Origin of the sequence: Providencia sp. PROV076 (assembly GCF_028483405.1) — a bacterium.
In the GTDB taxonomy this organism is placed as follows: domain Bacteria; phylum Pseudomonadota; class Gammaproteobacteria; order Enterobacterales; family Enterobacteriaceae; genus Providencia; species Providencia huaxiensis.
The window spans coordinates 100,873-122,845 of sequence record NZ_JAMPRR010000011.1 but is presented as its reverse complement, the minus strand read 5'-3'; the positions used below and the strand labels follow the sequence as shown (position 1 = coordinate 122,845).

19 protein-coding genes are annotated in these 21,973 nt (G+C 41.9%); 2 read left to right on the top strand and 17 right to left on the bottom strand.

Annotated features, from left to right (window positions below; all coding sequences use genetic code 11):
• Nucleotides 1-16 precede the first annotated feature (16 nt).
• From PSF67_RS08190 to PSF67_RS08170, 5 genes are all read right to left on the bottom strand, one after another.
• Nucleotides 17-754: a fimbrial biogenesis chaperone gene (locus PSF67_RS08190; RefSeq protein ID WP_272676740.1), complete on the bottom strand. Its 738-nt coding sequence runs from the start codon at nt 752-754 to the stop codon at nt 17-19.
• 14 nt (nt 755-768) lie between these two features.
• Entirely contained in the window at nt 769-3,321 is a 2,553-nt protein-coding gene (locus PSF67_RS08185; protein ID WP_272676739.1) for a fimbria/pilus outer membrane usher protein, read from the bottom strand.
• 88 nt (nt 3,322-3,409) lie between these two features.
• Nucleotides 3,410-3,988: a fimbrial protein gene (locus PSF67_RS08180; protein ID WP_102139191.1), complete on the bottom strand. Its 579-nt coding sequence runs from the start codon at nt 3,986-3,988 to the stop codon at nt 3,410-3,412.
• 61 nt (nt 3,989-4,049) lie between these two features.
• Nucleotides 4,050-4,565, bottom strand: coding sequence for a fimbrial protein (locus tag PSF67_RS08175; RefSeq protein WP_272676792.1), 516 nt, complete (start codon nt 4,563-4,565; stop codon nt 4,050-4,052).
• A 233-nt stretch (nt 4,566-4,798) separates the two neighbouring features.
• Nucleotides 4,799-5,128, bottom strand: coding sequence for a helix-turn-helix domain-containing protein (locus PSF67_RS08170; RefSeq protein ID WP_166267257.1), 330 nt, complete (start codon nt 5,126-5,128; stop codon nt 4,799-4,801).
• Nucleotides 5,129-5,764: 636 nt separating this feature from the next.
• Between PSF67_RS08170 and PSF67_RS08165 the strand changes: the two genes are divergently transcribed.
• Nucleotides 5,765-6,385 (top strand): flavin reductase family protein, encoded by a 621-nt coding sequence (locus tag PSF67_RS08165; protein ID WP_102139141.1) that lies wholly within the window; start codon nt 5,765-5,767, stop codon nt 6,383-6,385.
• Nucleotides 6,386-6,441: 56 nt separating this feature from the next.
• Here the strand turns inward: PSF67_RS08165 and PSF67_RS08160 are convergent, their stop codons facing one another.
• From PSF67_RS08160 to PSF67_RS08105, 12 genes are all read right to left on the bottom strand, one after another.
• Nucleotides 6,442-6,831 (bottom strand): AAA family ATPase, encoded by a 390-nt coding sequence (locus PSF67_RS08160; RefSeq protein WP_272676738.1) that lies wholly within the window; start codon nt 6,829-6,831, stop codon nt 6,442-6,444.
• The gene (locus PSF67_RS08155) at nt 6,747-6,953 is read right to left on the bottom strand and encodes a hypothetical protein (RefSeq protein WP_272676795.1); all 207 of its coding nucleotides are present in this window, start codon (nt 6,951-6,953) and stop codon (nt 6,747-6,749) included. The genes PSF67_RS08160 and PSF67_RS08155 overlap by 85 nt, the downstream gene beginning before the upstream one ends.
• A gap of 253 nt (nt 6,954-7,206) precedes the next feature.
• Nucleotides 7,207-8,853 carry a Na+/H+ antiporter gene (locus tag PSF67_RS08150; RefSeq protein WP_272676737.1) on the bottom strand — a complete coding sequence of 549 codons (1,647 nt, stop codon included), beginning with the start codon at nt 8,851-8,853 and terminating at the stop codon, nt 7,207-7,209.
• Between the two features lie 267 nt (nt 8,854-9,120).
• Complete coding sequence (locus PSF67_RS08145; protein WP_102139144.1) at nt 9,121-9,669, bottom strand: MarR family winged helix-turn-helix transcriptional regulator; 549 nt, start codon at nt 9,667-9,669, stop codon at nt 9,121-9,123.
• A 79-nt stretch (nt 9,670-9,748) separates the two neighbouring features.
• A complete protein-coding gene (locus PSF67_RS08140) occupies nt 9,749-10,504 on the bottom strand; it encodes a maleate cis-trans isomerase family protein (protein WP_272524509.1) in 756 nt (251 codons plus the stop codon).
• On the bottom strand, nt 10,501-11,532 hold the full coding sequence (locus tag PSF67_RS08135; protein ID WP_102139146.1) for a carbon-nitrogen hydrolase family protein: 1,032 nt from the start codon (nt 11,530-11,532) through the stop codon (nt 10,501-10,503). The genes PSF67_RS08140 and PSF67_RS08135 overlap by 4 nt, the downstream gene beginning before the upstream one ends.
• A 9-nt stretch (nt 11,533-11,541) precedes the next feature.
• A complete protein-coding gene (locus PSF67_RS08130; RefSeq protein ID WP_231068837.1) occupies nt 11,542-12,453 on the bottom strand; it encodes a fumarylacetoacetate hydrolase family protein in 912 nt (303 codons plus the stop codon).
• A gap of 99 nt (nt 12,454-12,552) precedes the next feature.
• On the bottom strand, nt 12,553-13,680 hold the full coding sequence (locus tag PSF67_RS08125) for a cupin domain-containing protein (protein WP_102139148.1): 1,128 nt from the start codon (nt 13,678-13,680) through the stop codon (nt 12,553-12,555).
• A gap of 29 nt (nt 13,681-13,709) precedes the next feature.
• On the bottom strand, nt 13,710-16,007 hold the full coding sequence (locus tag PSF67_RS08120; protein ID WP_195698135.1) for a bifunctional salicylyl-CoA 5-hydroxylase/oxidoreductase: 2,298 nt from the start codon (nt 16,005-16,007) through the stop codon (nt 13,710-13,712).
• 16 nt (nt 16,008-16,023) lie between these two features.
• Nucleotides 16,024-16,446, bottom strand: coding sequence for an acyl-CoA thioesterase (locus PSF67_RS08115; RefSeq protein ID WP_102139150.1), 423 nt, complete (start codon nt 16,444-16,446; stop codon nt 16,024-16,026).
• Between the two features lie 10 nt (nt 16,447-16,456).
• Nucleotides 16,457-17,986, bottom strand: coding sequence for an indolepyruvate oxidoreductase subunit beta family protein (locus PSF67_RS08110; protein ID WP_206275870.1), 1,530 nt, complete (start codon nt 17,984-17,986; stop codon nt 16,457-16,459).
• A gap of 9 nt (nt 17,987-17,995) precedes the next feature.
• On the bottom strand, nt 17,996-20,194 hold the full coding sequence (locus PSF67_RS08105) for a thiamine pyrophosphate-dependent enzyme (protein WP_166267243.1): 2,199 nt from the start codon (nt 20,192-20,194) through the stop codon (nt 17,996-17,998).
• A 747-nt stretch (nt 20,195-20,941) separates the two neighbouring features.
• On the opposite strand from PSF67_RS08105, the gene PSF67_RS08100 reads away from it, so the two are divergent.
• Nucleotides 20,942-21,949 (top strand): AraC family transcriptional regulator, encoded by a 1,008-nt coding sequence (locus PSF67_RS08100; protein WP_166267241.1) that lies wholly within the window; start codon nt 20,942-20,944, stop codon nt 21,947-21,949.
• Nucleotides 21,950-21,973: the final 24 nt, after the last annotated feature.

The window sequence follows — 21,973 nt, the reverse complement described above, 5'->3', positions numbered from 1 at the left end:
ATATTTCCCGACTTAACTAACGTTCATCAACCACAGTGCAAACCTCTTGCTGGCAACGAAAAGCCAAAGTCGGTTTTCCGCCATAGTCGTTGATATAGGTTAAATGTGGCTTTGTCAGCGGCTGGGAAACAAATTCTTGGGTAGATTTCGGTGGTACCATCACCACCTCGAATTGACTTTGTTCAGACTGTTTTTGGTTATTACCCAAGCCAATAACCGTCAAATTAAAAGGTGTTGAATTATTGAGTTGATACCCTTTATTGGTCTTCATTAGTGTGACCTTATGTACCCAGTTTGTTTCTGACTCAGCTAAAATGGACGAGGGCCGATAAAAAAGCTTCACCCGCGATTGCAAAGCAATTTGTAAGGTATTCGTATCATGAGATTTAGGCGGGACTTCTCGTAAATTAAAATAAAATACGGATTCCCTATCTTGCGGTAACTGACTAAATAAAGGCGTCAGACTCAAACGAACTAAGCTTTGGCTATTCGGCTCGACACGCTGTAGAGGAGGCGTGGCTAATAACGCTCCTTTTATTAACTTGTTACCTTGCGGGTCTTCAATCCAACTTTGCGCGAGATACGCCTCTTCTGGGTTATCATTGGCTATCTTGATATTGATCGATTTCGCATCCCCAGGGAAAATGATCCGAGTTCGATCCAAGGTCACTGCTGCATGAGTATTAAATGATAATATTGATATAACAAACAGCACCCTCACAACCCATTGATAACATATATCTAATTTCCACATAATTAGCCTCACAATCATTTACTTGATGATGAATCAACTGAACGGACCGCTTTGACTGAAGAGCATGGCAGCAATAACAAATCAGTAAGCTCATTTAATTTTTCAGGTAGGGATAACTCGCACTGCAGCTGGTTATTCCAATACAACGACAACTTTTCTTGAGGTGATACCCCCACTAGCCACGTCACACCGCCTTCACCCACGAGCCCCAATTCTTGGTTATTTTTATTACGTACACTGGCACCAAAAGGTGGGTGTTTTCCATCTAACAAAGCAAAAACAGCAAATAACTTTTCGCCTTTCATCACCGATAAGCTGCGATAACCGATGGCACCTTTGGTTAACGTAATATCCGTTGAGGGATCGAGGCTTTCTATATCATCGGGTAACTGGCTAGTATTGATTGAAGCGGTAGATTTTCGATAACTATTCACATTGGGAATAACGGCCAATCCAAATGCATTGGTTTTAGTTACACCATTTTCGAGAGGAACACCGCTCACCTCCGGTGTTTCAATCATAAGTCGTGTATCACCGTGCGCTGAGCGGTGCAATGCCGCTCCTTTAGAGGTTAATGTGAGCCCACCATTGATTGACCCACCAATACTGTGGTACTGATCTGGTACATAGCTTGCATTTATAGATGTACTTGCTTGAGAGATATCTCGTGAATAGAAGCCACTCAAACTGACTTGATTATCAATATTTTGCCCATGGTTATAACCAACATTGATATTGAAATTATCCTGCTCTCCATAGCCACTATATCCAACCTGATGATTAAATTGGTTATTTCCCGCTGAGCGTGAGTAGAGCTCAGAGAATGTGACACTATGTCCACGAAATAACGGTACAGTGAGATACAGATTAATGGCATCATCTTCATTACCATTGTCTCGCTCTGTACGGCTCGCTGATAATGATAAATTTGCCGCATTTTGGGACAGAAGAGGGAAATTTAAAGGCGCATTAACGTATAAACCGTATTGTGTTTGTGAGTCATGCTGCCAATAAGTACTATATTGATAATTAAGAGAAATATTAAAATCATCGAAATATTTATTTAAATATAATTGATAATTTTCTTTTGCTGCCTGAGTACCATAACCTATTCTCTCCTCATCCATAAATTGCGTGAGTGTTCGGTATTCTTTGTCAGCAAAACGGTAGCCCGCAAAGGTAATATCTGTACGTAGCTCATCGAAAGATTTTGCGTAATTAACGCGATAAGAGCGTCCTTGGCGTCTTTTATCTGAAAAATCGGCAAAAGATTGTGTGATATCAAAAGAAACCGCACCTATTGAAAAAAGATCTCGCCCTATTCCTAACGCTGCACTTTGGTAATAACCATTAAGCTGAGTGCCTCCATATAAGGACCATGCATTTGAAACACCATATGATAATTCACCACTTACAACAGGCTCCCCTGTCAAATGCCGATTGTCATAACGCGTCTTTCCCATAGCAACCTTATAAATGACGCGCCCGGGACGTGTTAAATAAGGCAACGAGGCCGTACTGATACTAAACTTACTCTCTTCCCCATTTTCTTCGCGGACGGTCACATCTAATACACCACGAATGCCGCTATCAAGTGTTTGAATACGAAATGGGCCGGGAGGAACTGCCGTTTCAGAGATAATGCGTTCTTGGCTGCGAACAATCACAATTGCATTCGTATTTGCAACACCAATAATTTCAGGTGCATACCCCACTAATTTAGGCGGCAGCATGCGGTCATCACTTTCTAAAGAAAAACCGGTATATTGCCAAGATTCAAAAATATCCGAATAGAAATAATTTTCTCCCAACGTAAAGATTGAGGCACTATCTTTCAATGAGGTAAATGCATAAAGACGAGTAAAATCAAAGTTGTGTTTTTCCTGCGGATAATCACCCCGTTGTTTTTGGTAAGATGTACTGTAATCGCCACGTAAGCGCCAAGCCCCCCAATTCACCCCGGTGATCCCATTACTCGATAAATAAACTTGCCGATGATTATCCGTTTCTTTGGTTGCTGAAATATTCGCGTTGTAATCAATAAATACACCACCGATCCCCTCTTCCCATAAATTAGCGGGTACCCAGTAAGGGTCGCGGTATTCCATCCATATTTGTGGAACCGTCATTTTCAACGACAATGTACTGAGCTCGATGGCTGTTTGAACCCCTGCTAACGCAGAAAAGTCGAGACATTTCCCATTATGGGTAAGTGTTACTTTCTCCATCGCCGAACGCTTTAAACCAATTAATTCAAGAACATCTGGAGGAATACAGATGGTTTGTGTGACTTGGGTTGATTCTCCGGCGATTGGCTTATTTTCATAAACGGAGATATCACGGGGTGCCCCTAAGCGTTGTCCATTAACAAAGAGAGTAAAAACATAATTTCCTGGTAGCGTATACCCAGCTACTGAAAACTGGCTCATATCAATATTCTGAATATCATCCGCATCTAAAACATCTGTATTAAATTCAGAGGCAAATACTTTGCATCCCATAAGACCCGATAACAGAAAAGCAATGCGCCAAACCAGCTTCAATTTCGCGTTAATTTTGAACACCATGCTCTATACCATCCTCGCTATACCAGATTAAATGCAATAAGAGTGCATCTTCAAAATGAAGCTCATAGAAACGTATTCTTCGTGCGTGTTATTGGTAATCGATGAAAAAGCGGAGCAGTCCGTAATAACGACCTGCTTGGATCGGTTGTCCGGTTAATTCCAGACGTAAGAAATAACGAAGGAAAAGGCTGTAACCTGATTTATCTTGATACAACACATTGTCAGATAATGAATAATCCTTATTAGGCTGTAATCGTCTTTTTGAATTATCTAATACCGAAATACCCACCCCTTCGGAAGCACCTTGTAGTATAAAAGCATCAATATATTGTGTATTTTGGCCAACAAAGCGTATCTTCCATGTTTTTAGATCAACGGTTGAATAGACACTGCCGCAATCTTGTAACTCGATAATAAAAGGCTGATCATGCATTTCTCTTTGCAAGCTATTTGACAACAAAGCGAGAGCCAAAGAAGAAAAATCAATAGTTTGATAGCGATTTTGCAATGTTATTGAGCACGGTGCATCAATGACGCTACCCCTGAGTAACGTTATTGCACTGACGCTGTGGGGTTTAACGCTTTTGATGTCTGCATATGAATGAATACTAAAAATAAGCATTACCAGCAGCACTGTTATATCCATAGCCCTTTGATAGCTCACCACGACACCTCTTCTACTGGCTCTCATTTAACCACCAGCCAATGCTGGCGGTTAAATAATTTAGTTATTGATAGGTAATACGAAAGTTTGTTACCGCACTGAACCTACCTTCCGATACACTTTTCGTCGTATCAACAGCCTTTTCTAACGCTTTGAAAGACAGCACGTTATCTCCCTTTTTATTGATAATGCGTGAGAACACATCTTTCGCTTTTCCAAATTCAAATCCATCAATACCAATTCCCACATTGTTGGTATTGCCTGCAGAAGTAGAAAGCAAAGTATTTGTTGCATCCGCATAACTTTGACCTGTAAACACTAATTCCATTGATTTAACAGCAATGGGTTTTCCGGCTGCATCAGTATCAAAATCAGCGAAATCGCATCCCGTAAATTCAATATTAAATTTCACTTCAGCTACGCGACCATTTTCCAATGCTCTGCGAGATAACTGTCCAAAATCAATAAGTTGCTTTAGTGATGATTGAGCTATATTACAAGGCGTGCTCACAACGACACCTTCGAAATCAACTGTACCGGTATTGTCTGCCGCAGAATTTGCTGACAAAAAAACCGTCATCAATGCAGTAAAAATAAATAACCGAGATGATTTTGATAATTTGGGGGCAATATTTAATTTGGTTAATCGCATATATTTTTCCTTTCAATTAAAAAATTAAACTACAACAAATACACCATTAAAAATTTAATAGCGTAAGTCTAATTTCCATATTTAATCCAATTAAAGAGGACACAAAAACTAAGAACTACAATATATGTAAATTACTATCTCAATAAAAAATCCATTGAAAATCATCTGGTTTTTAGTTTTCCATAATAGTAGAAAAATGTTCTTTCGATGAGATAAAAAATTTCATCTTGTGTTCTTATATCTGCAATTTCACTTGAATGGTTCACTAATACTTTAAAAAAGAACTCTAACCAATTTTTTTCTAATACGTTCAAAAAAATATTTAACGTTTCAATATTAATACCAGTTTCTCCTCTTTCATAACGAGAAATCTGCTGTTGACTTATTTTTAATATTTTCGCTAATTGGTATCCTGTTAATGATTTATCAATTCTTGCTTGCCTTAAAAATAACCCAACATCTCGACGTAATAATGCATCCGTTTTTATCATATTAATTCCAACAAAAAACACTCCCATATAAAAAATTTAATTAGCCAACCTTACTTAAAAGACAGATTATTTTCATGTAAAAAAGTGGATATATCCAAACACAGATAGAAACAATTAATTTTAAATATAGGTTTATTAATTAAGCCTGTAAATACGTTTGTATCGATCGAACATATATAATTTGATAGTTATTTCCTATTAAATTATATAACACCTATTATATATTTTATAAAACTGCAGAAATAAACAAAAAAATCAACAAATTAAACAACATTGCAGATAAAATAATAGCAAAATAAATAAATTAAATTTAAAATATTAACGTACCGGACAAAATAAAATAAAAAGAATAAAGCAACACTACCAATTAAAACGAATAAACCCACTAGATTTACACAAAAATAGAGTTAAACAATGAAGTCAATGCTAACACTCATAAATAAAATAAAGATAATCATCAATTACTATTTAATTTATTATTGTTATATTGAGTTATATCCTCAAGCGTTAATATAAGCAAAATTAAAAATAGAATATCCACTTACTGCATTATTTATGCATTAATCGCATTTTTTATTTAAACACCTAACACCTTGTTCAAATATCCGTTAAAGTAAAGTTAAAAAGGACTCCAAAATGATAGAAAAATTCTATAGCTACCAACCACTGCGGGGTCACGGGCTCCCCCATGATCCTATCCCATCACTCATTGGCCCTAGGCCTATTGGTTGGATATCAACCTGTGATAGTAAAGGTAGAGCCAATCTAGCTCCTTATAGTTTTTTCAATATTTTCAATTATTCACCACCTATATTGGCCTTTTCGAGTGTTGGTAAAAAAGATTCAGTAACTAATGCCATCGAAACAGGGGAGTTTGTGTATAACCTCGCAACTCTTGCACTTGGCGAAAAGGTAAATATGAGTAGTGCTACATTGGCACATGGTGAAAGCGAATTTGCATTAACGGGGCTATCCACTCTCCCTTCAACATTAGTTTCACCCCCTCGCATCGCTCAAACACCCGTTTCAATGGAATGTGTTGTCACGCAATACCAACAACTGAAACGTGCTGATGGCCAGTTATTGGATACTTGGATGGTGATGGGAGAGGTTGTCATGGTGCATATTGATGAGTCCGCATTGAATGATGGATTATATGACTGTGCTGGCCAGAAGCCACTATTGCGTGCAGGAGGACCCGCCGATTATTATTGGATAGAACAACAGCAAAATTTAAAAATGTATCGCCCTAAATGACTATAAATCTGAGTAATAAGTATCCTCCAGAGGTTTATTACTCAGACCTGTTATTTCTATGGGTAAAATTTGCAGATTAACTGCTCGCTACTTTTTGGATAAGAGAAATGTACCGTAATTAAATCAAACTGCGTTTCAGATGTTTGAAATGGGTTTTCCCCTGCTAAATTCCGCGCTGCAAGTCTTGCTTTACACTCGTCATTACTTACCTGTAATACATGAAATACATAAGGGACATCAGATGCCTGTGCCAATGACGTTAACCATTGCCGCTGCATCGGTGTATTCGCAGGAAAATCCATCACAATATTATTCCCAGCCTGTATCAATTGCTCAATATGGCCTTCTAATACTTGCTTCACTAGGGTACTTTTTTCAACATAGTGAGCCAGTTCAGTGATTTCATTAGGATAAAGGGCGGCAAGCCATTCATCTTCACAGAGCAAAATAGTACGGGGGCGTTAGCCAGTTGTTTTGCTAATGTCGATTTCCCTGAAGCAATTTTGCCACAAAGAAAATGCAAACGAGGCGGTTTTTTTAATGATGGTGAGGCTTCTGTTAAATTCATAAATCGCTCCTTACTGAAGAATTAACCAGATAAGGACAAAAAAACCCGCCTTATCTGGCGGGTTTAGGATGTAGCTTATCCCCACCACTATGTGATGGTAATAATAATGCTTAAGCTAACAGTGCCTTGTAACATATAAATTTCCTAAATAGAATTATTACTAACTTATCAGCAATCTATACAAACCGTCAAACCTACTTGAATGACATTCATAAAAAAATGACCTGAATAAATTCAGGTTATTTTTCTCTAACTAATGTTTACCATTTTTATGGTGATTAAGCGTTTCTTCTTTTAAATCAAGTTCATCACGTAAACGGTGATATACCCTTTCATTGATATTTTTGCTTTTACGCATTTGATATAACGCGTCCCGTTTCGCTTTTAACGCTGATTTGGACATCTCACGTTCCATATCAATCATTTTGTGTAAATCATAGACATCTGATTCAGTTTCATCTGAATTATCGAGTCGTCTACCATAAATTTCTAATAATTGAGCCCCAACCTCAGTACGCATGGCAATTTCATCCATATCATCCGATGGGTGATTCATCAGGTCACGTAAATGTGCCATTGCAGCTTCATTTAAGGCCAAGCGCGCTCGAATTTCGTCATTATCATAAGGTAAGTCTTGTACCAACCCTTTCGTTAAAATAGGCAGTGCAATACTGGCAATCAGTAGTGAACATAAAATCACCCCCATCGCTAAGAAAATAGCCACGTCACGATTCGGAAATAATGAACCATCAGGCATCAATAAAGGTAACGTGAGAATACCCGCTAATGTAATCGCTCCACGCACACCCGCTGTCGCCATCACCGCCATCATGCGAATATGCATAACATCCGCTTCTTTACCGCGACGGTGCTTATGGAAGACGGTTAAAGTCATCGAGATCCACACCCAGCTAAAGCGTAAAACGGCCAATGCCACGGTAATAATTGCCACATAAACAAATAGCATCCAAGGATGGCTCGCACCCGCGGCCTCTGCTACAGCAGGCATATTTGTCCACATACCCGGTAACTGTTCGCCTAACAAGATGAAAATCATCCCGTTCAACGCGGTTTGTACCGTATCCCACACCGCTTTACTTTGCATACGAGTGGCGGCTTGCATACGCCCTGCGATTTTTTCATAGTGCATGGCAATACCGGCAACCACTGCCGCTAAAATACCAGAAACATGTAAATGTTCAGCTAACAAGTAAGCCGTAAATGGCATCAATAAGCTGATCATTATCTGAATAGCAGGTTCTTCCCCTGTACGCTTAACCAATAATTGGTTTAACCAACCAATTGCCCAAGCCACTAGCAAACCAATTAAAATTCCGCCAAACGCCACGAATACAAATTGCCCAGCCGCTGAAGCAAGAGAAAATGTGCCAGTTAATGCAGCAACTACCGCAAAACTGAAACACACCAAACCCGTTGCATCATTCAGCAATGACTCCCCCTCTAGGATATGCGCCATTCGCGATGGCAATGGGGAATTGACCGTCATGGCAGACACGGAAACTGGGTCTGTAGGCGACAAAATAGCTGCCAACGCAAAAGCGACGGCCAAAGAAATAGCTGGAATTAACCAATGTATAAAAAAGCCCATACCAATAACCGTTACTACCACTAGACCAATAGCTAACGACATGATCGGCTTAATTTCTTGAAATAAGGCTTCTTTAGGAATACGCCAGCCATCAAGAAACAATAAAGGGGGAATAAATAAAAACAGAAATAGATGAGGTTCAAATTCAACTGTAAAACCGTATAAAGACAAGCCAGCCCCTAGTGCTATCTGGATCAGGGGTAATGGAATAATATCTTTGAGCAGTCGTGAAACAAAAACGCTCACAACAACGGCTAATAAAAAAACGAGTACAAGTGTCACTACTGACATTGATTGCTCCATGTTTAGCTAATCATTAATTATCAGTTATGAAGTAAATAGATAAATTGAATCAATGTAAAGTGGCAATTAATCAATCGATACAAAAATAATAAAATTAAGAAATAGCCTATCTATCATCAGGTTGCGAAGAATCATCACTGACTTAAATACCCATAAAAAACTTATTTATCTATTTGATAAATAGATAGTTAAACGCAATATCAATAATAAGCTGTGTATTGCCATCAAAAATAGGACTAAACCATCATTAATCGACTACTTTGTTGTTTCTTTGGATAAATTTTGACTGCCTGATTTTTTCCTTTTTACCATTTTTGCATTATTTTTATCCGAAGTACTTTTATCAGCTGTATTGGTGTTTTCTATACTGTGCCGCTCAACAAGTTCTTGTAGTACTTGCTTAAGGAGCTTACTTTTACGCAACCCCAAAGGGGCTAAAACGGCTTCTTCGTGTTGCTGAGCTGCAACAAGTAAACCATCGACCAGTGACATTCCACTTGATGTCACACTAACAAGTGTTATGCGCTTATCACTTCCATTATGGTTACTGTGGCGAACCACGTGTCCCTGCTGCTCTAACCGTTGTAGTACGCGAGTAATTGTCGGTTGTTTGCTGACCGTTTTTTGTGACAGCTCAGTGATCCCCATCGAGCCATTGCCTGCTAGTGTGGATAGCACTCGCCACTCTAAGACTGACAACCCTTTTTTTTCAACAATGGCATGAAATTCCGATGAAACTAACATCCAAGCCTGCCCCAACAGGGCAGGCAAGTAATTATCAACAAAAACCTTTGAGTTTGCCATTCGCTCCCCTTGATAAACTCTTGAATTATTGCATTTGATTACAACCGCTCAAGAGTAGCAGAAGTCGGCGATAATTCAGCTAAAACTTTCCACTCAACAATGAACCAAACCCATCGACACGAGTTTCTAAGCCTAGCTTTTTTAGCATCATATAAGTAGTTGCCACCGAAGAAGACAGTACTGGTAAACCAACTCGGTCTTCAATTAATTGTATTGAGGGTAGCGAAGGCATTTGTACACATGCAGAAGCCACAATTGCATCTACTTGGGTGTTGAGTTTTTTCGTAATTTCCACTGGTGCTAATGGGTTTTGCCGCCCCACGTCTAAATTATCTGGAATTTCCAATGAAATACTATCTACCACTTCGATGCCTTCGCTTTCAATATAATCAATCACTAACTGCGTCAACGGCTTCATATACGGCGTTAAAATAGACACTTTTTTAGCCCCTATCGCATGTAGGCCATCAACTAATGCCCCTGCACTCGTCACTACAGGTGCTGGATGGCCGTTATCTACCGTACGTTGAAATAAACGTTTTTCTGAAATGCGATGGTAACCTTTCCCCATGCTCATAATCGCAACTAAACAGGCATATCCCAGAACATCAACTGCAGCATCTGACAATTCAATAGCGCAGCGGTCACTATCGGAGTCCATTTTTGCCAACTCCTCTTTGGTAACTTTTTGCATACGCATACGGCTTGAATGAAAGGTAAAGCGCTCCGCAAACAGCGCTTCTCTTGCGCGTAATATAGCCGGAATTTCTGTTTCCATCGTGGTATTTGATGACGGGACAATCTGCCCGATACGATATGTACGTGCTAAACTCATATCTCGTTCTCCCCAAATGACTCACTTGATTCTGGAAATGTGTTTAAGGCTTCACTTTCTTGCCCATTACCGTGAAAACGTGCTGCCGTTAATGGTCGGCGGTTTACTTGTAAATCAAAGATATCAAAACGGTTATAATGCCCTGTAATATCATGCATTTGTCGTGGCTGAATACAGCGGTTCAAATCAATTTCGCCGTAAACAATCCCTTCTTTGTCAATCAAAGGTTGGCCTACAACCCGCCCATCAGGACCAATGATCCCTGAGAAAGCACTGTTTGGTCGAGCCAGTAACTCACGTGCTTCTGGATGAGTTGCAGACATTGCATCAATAATTTCTTCTGACACTGTCGAACACGAAACAACCGTAAAAACTTTGCCTTCAAAACAGTGGGCTGAAGCACGTAAACGGATCGCCTCGGCCATGTCATAATCTTTTGGTGCAACGGGTAAGGCGATATAGCTCGCAATATGGACTAACTCGCCTTGCGCCAATAAGGCAAAGCGGGCCAATGTATTGGTATTTTCCCCACACGCCAACGCCCCAAGTGGCCCAATACTGGTTTGGTGAACTTTTAGTGAAGAGGCATCTCCATTTGCCCACGTCAATTTTTCTGCCCATGTTGGGACTAATTTACGGTGACGTCCCAGAATTCTTCCTTCATCAGAAATTGTCACTAATGTATTATATAACGTAGCAATGCCATTAGGATTTCGCTCATTCACACCAATCACAACATTGATGTGATGGCGTGCGGCAGCTTGAGCAATTTTTTGTATTTCAGGCCCCGGGACTTCAATGGCAGATTTACACAGTTTTTCAAACCATGGGCTGCCATCTATCGGGTTCATCACCCAACTCCAATAAGGGTAACCAGAAATAAAAACCTCTGGAAATGCCACCAATTTTGCTCCGTTATCAGCCGCCTCTTCAATTAAATGGCAAACTTTATCTACCGTCGCATTGGTATCAAGAAACACCGGAGCAGCTTGTACCGCAGCGGCTTTAAATGTCTGCAAATTAAGCATGCTTCCCCCTTAAACGGCGACAACTGGATGGCGCAATTCACCAATATTCTCAACATATGCTTCAATCACATCGCCTGGCCATACCCATTCTTGTGGCGTTCTCCCCGCGCCGACCCCTTCAGGGGTACCTGTGGCAATAATGTCACCGGGTTCTAATGTGATCCCTTGGCTAATATCTTCAATCAATGTATTCACATTAAATAGCATATGGCGTGTATTTGAGGATTGTTTGGTTACACCATTCACCTTCAAGCTTAGATCTAAGGTGTGAGGATCTGGGATCTCATCAGCAGTCACAATGCAAGGCCCAAATGGCGCATAGGTATCTTGCCCTTTTGAGTAAATCCACTGTCCTGCACGGCGGCAATCACGCGCACTCATATCAATCATCAAGCTGTAGCCAAACACATAATTAAGCGCATCTTTTGCCGCGACACTTTTCGCACGCGTGCCGATAATCACTGCCAACTCGACTTCCCAGTCTAATTGTTGGGTAATTTTGGCATTATGTTCAATAGCATCTCCCGGTCCAATCACTGTGGTTGGTGGTTTAGAAAAAATAACGGGTTGTTTTGGAAGCTCTTTTGAAGTGTCTAGTGTGCGGCTGGACTCCGCCACGTGTTCAACATAGTTCAAGCCAATACCAAAAATATTTTTACGTGGACGGGGGATCGGTGCCAAGATTTTCACATTTTGTACCGGCCACGCAGTCCCTGCGGGGAATTGCCCTTGATATGTATTTAGAAGTTCTGTACCAACACGCACACCTTGTGGACCTAAATCAATAAAATCCAACATGTTGTCAGGCAAGTACAACCCTTGCTCTTGAGCAAGAAGAGCTAAATCAACTACTTGATGGTTAACAATTGCTCCTAAACGAGCTGCCGCGGTCACATCAGAACGATAAGTTATTAAGCGCATTCTCTTTCTCCTTGAATGAGGTGGTTGCCTCACTCACTTCTTCACGTAAATTGGAATAGTAAAATAATTAAATTAATCAATAAGAAACATGACATTCACCTAGGTAACGACTTTCTGGTGCCCCTCATTTTCGACTAGAGCTTCTTCATAGTAGAGCCCCAAAGAGTGCATTACGGGTAAGTCATTAAAGCAAAACAGACATGCATCTTCGGTTTGTGAGGTATTCACATGTTCATGGAACATCCACGATGGCACGCAGAAAATATCACGCTCTTGCCAATCAAAACGTTGTCCATTAATCACGGAGTACCCTTGCCCTTTCGCCACTTGATAAATAAAACTCCCCGTATGGCGATGAGCCTTACCTACAAATCCCGGACGCAGTAATTGCATGCTTGCCCCAATAGTTGGCATCACAGGTCCGCCAGTTAGTGGGTTGGTGTAGTGCATTAAAATGTCATCAAATACTGAGCCATCCGCTGCTTTCGCCGCACGGCATAATGCCTCGTAGGTTGGCCCCCATTGGTATTTAAATAACGGTGAATAAGGTTTATCCCAGCCAATATCGTGAGGGCGTAATGCGGTTCCACCCCACATACCAACTGGGTAGTCGATAGGTCGTGTTTGCACTTGATGCAAGTCAGGATGCACTTTATAAAACCCAGCTTCCATGGCATTGACTAAGGGGATATCTAACCCATCTTGCCAGATACAGGGTAAGCCATCCTCCGCAACACCGTGTTCATGCCATGTCCCATTCGGTGTCAGTACAAAGTCATTGGCTTCTAGCATCATTTTTTGCCCTTCGACAATAGTGTATGCCCCACGCCCTTCCATAATAAACCGCAATGCAGAGGACGAATGGGCATGAGCCGAAGCGGCTTCTCCTGGGTGCATGACTTGTAGACCTGAATATAACCAACCGACTGCAGCAGCGACATCTTGGCGGCCTGGGTTATTTAAATAAATCACGCGACGCCCCGCTTTTTCTGGTGTCACCAGTTCAACTGAGCGCAACACATGTTCGCGTAAATCACGGTAGCGCCACAACACAGGAACTGAGCTTGATTTGGGCTGCCACGGTTCAATCTTGTTTGCAACCGTCCATAATGCACCTGTCTTCAACGCATCTAGTTCTTGGTAATACGCCACTAGCTCAGGGGTGTCTGCCACATCAGCGCGCCCTGCCACATTTTCTCGATATTGGTCATGGGAGTGTGTACTCATGCTGTTTTCCTCTTTGTTTGCCAAAGCCTTTAACGCGATTTCAAGGATTGAACGAGTTGCTGACGCCCATATTCATACGATGCCGGCCAACGAGTTTCCCACCCATAACGCGCACATTCATGTAGGACCCATGCAGAGTCAGAAAGTAATGGTCGAGATAAAGCACATAAATCCGCCCGTCCAGCGGCAATAATGCTGTTGACTTGGTCTGCATCAGTAATAGCCCCTACAGCAATAACCGGTATTCCAGCTTCATTACGAATACGGTCTGCCATTGGTGTTTGGTACATCCGACCATAAACTGGTTGCTGTTGCGGTGACACTTCACCTGAAGAGCAATCAATCATATCGGCCCCCGCTTGCTTTATTGCACGACCAATTTCTACTGCGTCATCAACTGTCGTCCCACCATCCACCCAATCCGTCGATGAAATACGAACAGTCAAAGGTTTTGACCACACTTGACGCACAGCACTAATGACGGCTAACGGAAAACGTAAGCGGTTTTCCAACGTTCCACCGTAGTTATCTGTACGCTGATTAGTTAACGGCGAAATAAAGCTTGAGAGTAAATAACCATGCCCTGCTTGCAGTTCAAGCCAGTCAAAACCCGCCATTTCCGCTCGTTTTGCTGCAGCAACAAATTGATCAATCACCGTAGTCATTTGCGCCTCGGATAGCTCTACCGGTGTTTGTGAGATATTCGGTAAATAAGGCAATGCTGAAGCAGAAACTAACGGCCAGTTATCTGCATCCAGTGGGTGGTTTTCTTTCTCCCACCCTCGCTGAGTTGAACCACGACGTCCCGCATGGCCTAATTGAATGCCAATTTTGGCATCCGTTTTTTGATGAACGAAATCAGTCACTCGCTGCCAAGCAATAACTTGTTCGTCATTCCAAATACCGGCACAGCCTTTTGTCACACGGGCATCGGGGGCTATAGCCGTCATTTCAGTCATCACTAGACCCACACCGCCTAATGCACGGCTACCCAAATGTACCAAATGAAAATCGTCGGGTACGCCCTGACTAGCGCAATACAATAGTGTCGGTGATGCAACCACTCGGTTATTAAGCGTGACACCCCGTACGTGATAAGGCGTTAGCATAGGCGGTGTTTTTGCCGTTGAAGTGACACCGGTTTGTTCTGCAAACCACTGCTCATAGTTTTCCAACCATACAGCATCACGCACACGCAAATTCTCATGGGATATACGCTGTGAGCGTGTTAAGAGGGAGTAAGCAAATTGCTCTGGTGCTAAGTTTTCATAACGACAGACATTTTCAAACCATTCTGTCGAATTGCGTGCCGCATTCTGAATTTTTAGTACTTCGACACTGCGAACCTTCTGGTAATGCTCAAGCCCTTTACGTAAATCACCCCCTGAAGTTTTCAAGCTTTCACACAGCTCGATAGCATCTTCTAGTGCTAATTTAGTTCCAGAGCCAATAGAGAAATGGGCGGTATGAGCGGCATCGCCCATCAATACTACGGGAACGTCTTTACCTTGTGTGGGCTGCGTCCAATGCACCCAATTTCCACAAATGACCCGAGGGAAGCGGATCCAAATTGCGGCACCACGTAAATGCGCTGCGTTAGCAATCAGTTTTTCACCATCAAGCCACGGCGCAAATAGTTTTTCACAATAAGCGATGCCATCCTCTTGGGACATTTGGTCAATACCAGCTTTAAGCCAGGTTTCTTCCGTCGTCTCCACAATAAAGGTCGATAACCCTTCTTGAAATTGATAGGCATGAACTTGAAACCATCCGTGCTCATTTTTAGCGAATAAGAAGGTAAAGGCGTCAAAAATCTTCTTTGTACCTAGCCAAACAAAACGGCAACGACGTTGGTCAATATCGGGTTTAAATACGGTTTCATAACGCGTACGTACCGCACTATTAATGCCATCAGAAGCGATAAGCAAATCAGCTTGGTACTCACGAGCAATCGCTTGGTCATCCGTTACTTGGGTTTCGAATACCAGCTCCACCCCCAATTCCACACAACGGTCTTGTAATATATTGAGTAATTTTTTACGCCCAATGCCGATAAACCCATGACCACCGCTGCGGTTACATACACCTTTAAAGTGCACATCGATATCATCCCAGTGACTAAATTCTGCAGAAATCGTTTTGGCAGAAACTGGGTCCGCTTGGCGCAAATTACTGAGCGTGGCATCAGAAAATACTACTCCCCAGCCAAAAGTGTCATAAGGACGATTACGTTCCACCACCACTACACGGTTCTTTGGGTTCTGTAGTTTCATCAGCAACCCGAAATAAAGCCCTGCGGGACCACCGCCAATACACACAATATTCATGGAATTTCTCCTTTACTTACACTGGTTGCTGAGCGGTTAATGCCTGATACAAGGCGTCTGGAATGGGGATGGCTTGATGCGTTTCTAATGACGTCGTGACATAAGTTTGCGTCACTTGCATGCGCAGTACTCCATCAACACCGACACAGCGTTGATGTAACGTCAGAGACTTGCGACCAATACGCTGTACATGCAGCTCTAGCATCACGTTATCCCCCATTTTGCTAATGGCCTTGAACTCCGCTTCTAGGTGTACCGTCGGCAAACCAAAGCGTTGTTCCATGATGTAACCCGCAAAGCCTTGAGGGACTAATTCATCAACCCAACGTTCAAGTAAATTGTTAAACATCACGAAATACTGGGGGTAAAACACAATCCCTGCGGGGTCACACTCCGAAAAATGAATTTTATGTGGCTTAGTAAATGTCAGTAAACTCATGATGTTATCCTTAATTCATCGCTAAACGTTGACGGCATTTTTCCAATTCTTTCCCATGTTCATCGGCCAATGCGGCTTCACGTAGTTCACGTAAATTAATGGGGGTGAGTTTGTTCCCTTGCTGCGCAACGATGTCCATTAAGATTTTAAAATTACGCAACCCTCTCGCATGAGTGTCGCTATACCCCTTAACCACGCGTTGGCATTGGGTAATTTCGGTTGCAAGTGCAGGGTTAGCTTTCGCTGCTTCAATTACAGCCGCTAGCCACTTTTCGATACGCTGCGTTTCTAGTTGATAACGTAATGTCGAACGCCGACCTTTTCGCCATGTGGCTAATACATACAACTGTAAAAAACCAAATAAAGAACTGGTAGTGATCGTGCGCCCTTTTTCGGTCATTTTGCGAAGCGCTTTGTGTAACCAATGTGGACGCATTAACCAACGACCTAAATTTTTGGGAAGCGTTTCGCAAATCTCTTCAATTCTTGGATGCATGAATTCATTGATATCCAACAATTGGTTATCTTTTGCCTGTACTTCATTACGAACGCGAGCAAAACGGCTATCACGAATTTTAAGATCAGCCACTCGGATAGTGTCTTCATAGGACATCCAAAGGGCTAAGTGGCGCGCAAGCGCACGTTGCAAACGCTCATCTTGCCCACCTTTTTGGGCAAAGAGGTTATTGAGGCGTTCCAAATACAAAGTGGCATAAGCAAGGTCTTGGTAATCGATAAGTCGTCGAGTCCCTTCAATCACGAGATACTGCACATGAGGAGAGAATTCATGTTGGATACGAGCTAATAATTGCGATACCTGTTTATTTTTTGGTGAATATATGATGTTCTTTGTGGATTCAGGCTGATATGCATCTTCGGGTTTAGCTGCTTTTTCTGCTCCTAATGTAAAAGCTCGCAAACTTGGTTTTACGCCAACACCCCCACGTACAATCGTTTCTTCAAATTGTGCGCGGCTAAATGGTAAAACACCGGAACCAAACAGCGCACCAAATAAAACAGCACTAATCACACTGCCACTTTCTTGTGCTGCTTGAGCCATATCAAAGTGAATAAACTGACGCGCAGATGCCGCAGTGTGGCGAATTAATGCTTGGCTATCGACTCGCCCATCGCCCATAGCGGATTTTTCCGCGATGGAGTAAACGCGGTGTGTTGAACTAATCAATGTTGTGCGCTCTGGAGTAACAAAACCGCGCTGTACTGCTCTGCCTGCTTCCATTAACTCAGAGGCCAAAACGACATCAACATCACCGGGCATCGGCATAAGCGCTAATACAGGAGAAGGCGTTTGTGGGTTGTCAGCACCTGGGAATAATTCCACATAATAAATTGTGGCCCCCGTGCGCTGTGCCACGCCAGGCACTGAAGTCGTTTGAGCAAAATAACCGTTTTCTTCACCTAGGTTGACAACCCAGTCGGCAAGTACTCCACCACCTTCGCCGCCCATGGCTAAAATGGCAATTTTAATCGGCTGTAATGTGACTTTTGTTGATGGTAATGCAGTTGATAACGAATTCATGCATCCCCCTTAGAAACTAAATTGTTCACGACGACGTGCGTCACGACGCTGTAAATAGCCAATAAACCAACCGCGTACACGATGGCGCAATTTGTCCCAACCATTAGGGTTAGTAATAATTTGAGCCTTAAAAAAAGAAGGGCACAAAACAGCAGCGTGAGAGACTTCGCCACATAGCCCACAACCAACACAGCTATCCATCACTGTTGCAACCGGGTCTGTTCTTAAAGGGTCTTGGCTGGGTTTAATTGATAAAGACGGGCAACCAGATAAACGAATACAAGAGTGATCGCCCGTACAGGTGTCAGGGTCGACACCAAAACGCTCACGTACCACTCGTTTGCCTGCGGCAACATCACTACGCACTTTTTTCTTTTCGCGGCGTTGTTTGTTCAACATACATTCGCTTTGCGCAATCAGAACCTTGGGCCCTTGCTCATCGGTTGTTAAAGCTTCACGTAACGTATTTGTCATGGTTTTTAAGTCATAGGTGTGTTTAATGGTTTTCACCCAATTAACACCCACGCCTTTCACTGCTTTTTCAATTTCATGACCAGTACTACGGGTTGGATTCAACGCCGTCGAAGAGAGAATATCTTGCCCTCCTGTCGCAGAGGTATAGCTGTTATCAACCACAATAGTTAAGTTATCACTGCGGTTAAAAACACTATTGGCAATACCACTGGTTAAACCGTTATGCCAAAAACCACCATCTCCCATCACTGAAATCGCGCGTTTCCCAGCTTTTGCATTCAAAGCCGCAGCCCCTGCGCCTCCTAACCCATAACCCATAGTGGTATTCCCCAAATTAAAGGGCGGTAGAATAGAGAATAAATGACAGCCGATATCTGCACTGACATGGTGTTCACCTAATTCACGCTCCACCAACTTCATCGCAGTGAAAATAGGCCTTTCGGGGCAGCCTGTGCAAAACCCTGGTGGGCGCGCATGGACAGACTCGTCTAGCGTTGGCTCAGCTGCATTCACATATTCAGGAAAGGATCCTTCAGATTTTTGAGTGGCAATATTAATCGTTGGAATACGGATCTGTTTTGCAGCCGCCTTGACTTGTGGAGCTATCTTTCCATAGCATTCAAAAAACGAACGTAAACCCGCAAGCACTGTTGCAGTATTATATTCCCCCGCCATTGGCAGCATATCTTTGCCATGTAGGGCAATATCAATCTTGCGTTGACGTAAAATATTCGCCACATTTTGCTCAACAAAATTTGGCTGGCCTTCTTCCAAGACTAAAATGGCTTTTTTGTGGCGACAAAAACGTTCAAATTCATCATCAATCAATGGATAAGCCACATTCATCACATATAAAGGAATTTGGCTATTACCAAAAACATCCGCTAGCCCTAGCTGATTTAATGCGCGGATCAACGTGTTGTAACAACCGCCTTGTAGCGCAATTCCAACATCATCCGAGTCTTCTGCAAAAAATTCATTTAACTTATGTTGTTGAATAAATTTAATTGCAGCGGGCCAGCGAGCTTCAATTTTTTCTTTTTCATGTAAGAAACTAGCGGGGGGTAATACTATGCGACTGACGTCTCGAGTTGGGTTCTCGAGTGCATCTTTCACTGTAAATTTAGGGGGTTGATTATCTGCGCAAACAAATTGTCCGTGAACATGACAAGAACGAATACGCATTTGTAACATAACAGGTGTATTACTGGCTTCAGAGAGTTCAAAGCCGTCTTTCACCGCTTGAACAATGGACGGCAAGTTGGGCCGAGGGTCGAGTAACCACATCTGCGATTTCATTGCGAAAGCATGGCTGCGCTCCTGCATAATAGAAGAGCCTTCACCATAGTCTTCACCAACAATAATTAAAGCCCCACCTAACACGCCACCAGAAGCTAAGTTAGCTAAGGCATCAGATGCGACATTCGTTCCCACGGTTGCTTTAAACGTCACAGCGCCACGTAGTGGATAATTAACTGAGGCAGCCAAAGTTGCCGCTGCAGTTGCTTCACTTGCGCTATTTTCAAAACGAATACCATATTCGGATAAAATATCTTGTGCATCAGCAAGGACATCCATCAAATGGGAGATAGGAGCACCTTGATATCCCGCAACGTAAGATACACCAGACTCTAACAGCGCTTTTGTGACAGCAAGGATCCCTTCACCGCTGAAGGTTTCACCTTGCCCTTGCCGTAATTTTTGAACTTCTTGTACAAACGATCGCTCAGCCATTTTAACCTCACCAATCAACATCAGAACGTTTTTATCTTTTTTGTGTTTCTTATTTGTATATCTTTTGTTAACGCAAGGTCAATCCATGATTAATCATGGAAATTAGATTTATGCAGAGAGTGGATAAGGCTTGCAGATTGGGGACAAAACGAATTGAAACAGCTAGAAGGTAATCTCTTTCACAAAAATAGAGAAGAAAAGTTACCCATAGAAAATAAGTGAAAAGCATTCAAAATTATAAAATAGTAAGGGCTATACCCTACAAAAATAAAGGTTTCAGTTATTAAAACCTACATAAGCAAATTAAATAAATTATTGATTCAAAATATAGGCGAGTGACTAGGCAAATAGAAGCAACAATATGATAAATCATGAATATTTTACTATTCAAAAAATAAAATAACTTTATTTTTTATATTGTTATCAATGTCACAATAACCATACAGTTTCTATTTTTTTGCATTATTTGGATAGTTTCTGCACACTTTTAGCTAGGTAACAAAAGTTGTTTATGTTATGTTCACCTCACATTAGGTTACACAATAATTAACAAAATGTTAAAAAACAAAGAGGGTTCTTAGATTATTTAGGCATCCCCTTACCTCTAACATAATCAGTCACTAAATTCTTTTCTACATATAATAATTATTTGAATTCATTGAGAAAACATATAATAAGCAATAAAGTCAGGCCAATACATGATCTTCTATGAAATAGGGCTGGCAAATAATTTTGGAGGTATCTCCGATGTTGAGCAACTCGTGGTCCCATTCAGCTGCACCTCAGATTGAAAATCAGCTCTGTTCTTCAGAGCGTTTACTATTTACATCGGCCGATCCTGAAGAGATAAAATCAATGGTTGGCCGAGTGATGAAACCACATCAGTTTAACTTACTCAATCCACACCAACGTCTCGATGCTCGGATGCACTATATTCCTATGGGGGATATTTCTCTAAGCCGTTTACGATACGGTGCTGATGTCTCTATTGCTCCGGGGCAATTACAAGATTTCTTTCTAGTTCAAATGCCGCTTTCAGGTAGCGCAATCATAGAAAGTGGTGGAAAATGCATAGAATCCACCCCACAAATGGCTTCATTACTCAGCCCTGAAGAGCCAACTACGATGCGTTGGAATAGCGATAATGATCAGTTGATGTTACGCATCTCTCGATCATTATTAGAGAGATCTTTAGTTGGCCAGCTTGGTCATACTTTAGATAAACCATTGGTTTTTGAACTTGGATTTGCATGGCAATCTTGTATTGCGTGGCGAACATTGATGAATTACCTCATTGAATGTGCTACTCGAACCCCAGATCTTTTACAGCATAAATTGATCGCCACACAAGTAGAGCAGCTGGTCTCGGTGACACTTCTTTCTACTCAAGGTCATAATTATACTGAAAACCCCAGTTTGAGGAGAGCCACTATCCGGCCTCGCCATGTTCGACGAGTTCAAGAGTATTTAGAAGCTCACGCACATGAACCTATCACTGTAGAGCAGTTAGCTCTTATTGCTGGTGTCAGCTTGCGTAGTTTATATGCAGGATTTAAAGAGTTTTTAGATATTAGCCCAATGCAATATTTACGTGATTTACGGATGGAGCGAGTCCGTGCTGAGTTACTTTCAGGAGAAGCTACCAGTGTCACTGGCGTTGCACTACGTTGGGGCTTTACACATATGGGGCGTTTTAGTGCTGAATATAAACAACGTTATGGTGAAACGCCGAGTAAAAGCATGAAAAAAGCCTAATTAGCTATAAGCTTAATTAGATAT

Coding starts and splice junctions, on each gene's coding strand:
- PSF67_RS08190 (WP_272676740.1), bottom strand. CDS start 754: ATGTGGAAATTAGATATATGTTATCAATGGGTTGTGAGGGTGCTGTTT.
- PSF67_RS08185 (WP_272676739.1), bottom strand. CDS start 3,321: ATGGTGTTCAAAATTAACGCGAAATTGAAGCTGGTTTGGCGCATTGCT.
- PSF67_RS08175 (WP_272676792.1), bottom strand. CDS start 4,565: ATGACGGTTTTTTTGTCAGCAAATTCTGCGGCAGACAATACCGGTACA.
- PSF67_RS08170 (WP_166267257.1), bottom strand. CDS start 5,128: ATGATAAAAACGGATGCATTATTACGTCGAGATGTTGGGTTATTTTTA.
- PSF67_RS08165 (WP_102139141.1), top strand. CDS start 5,765: ATGATAGAAAAATTCTATAGCTACCAACCACTGCGGGGTCACGGGCTC.
- PSF67_RS08155 (WP_272676795.1), bottom strand. CDS start 6,953: ATGAATTTAACAGAAGCCTCACCATCATTAAAAAAACCGCCTCGTTTG.
- PSF67_RS08150 (WP_272676737.1), bottom strand. CDS start 8,853: ATGTCAGTAGTGACACTTGTACTCGTTTTTTTATTAGCCGTTGTTGTG.
- PSF67_RS08145 (WP_102139144.1), bottom strand. CDS start 9,669: ATGGCAAACTCAAAGGTTTTTGTTGATAATTACTTGCCTGCCCTGTTG.
- PSF67_RS08140 (WP_272524509.1), bottom strand. CDS start 10,504: ATGAGTTTAGCACGTACATATCGTATCGGGCAGATTGTCCCGTCATCA.
- PSF67_RS08135 (WP_102139146.1), bottom strand. CDS start 11,532: ATGCTTAATTTGCAGACATTTAAAGCCGCTGCGGTACAAGCTGCTCCG.
- PSF67_RS08130 (WP_231068837.1), bottom strand. CDS start 12,453: ATGCGCTTAATAACTTATCGTTCTGATGTGACCGCGGCAGCTCGTTTA.
- PSF67_RS08125 (WP_102139148.1), bottom strand. CDS start 13,680: ATGAGTACACACTCCCATGACCAATATCGAGAAAATGTGGCAGGGCGC.
- PSF67_RS08120 (WP_195698135.1), bottom strand. CDS start 16,007: ATGAATATTGTGTGTATTGGCGGTGGTCCCGCAGGGCTTTATTTCGGG.
- PSF67_RS08115 (WP_102139150.1), bottom strand. CDS start 16,446: ATGAGTTTACTGACATTTACTAAGCCACATAAAATTCATTTTTCGGAG.
- PSF67_RS08110 (WP_206275870.1), bottom strand. CDS start 17,986: ATGAATTCGTTATCAACTGCATTACCATCAACAAAAGTCACATTACAG.
- PSF67_RS08105 (WP_166267243.1), bottom strand. CDS start 20,194: ATGGCTGAGCGATCGTTTGTACAAGAAGTTCAAAAATTACGGCAAGGG.
- PSF67_RS08100 (WP_166267241.1), top strand. CDS start 20,942: ATGTTGAGCAACTCGTGGTCCCATTCAGCTGCACCTCAGATTGAAAAT.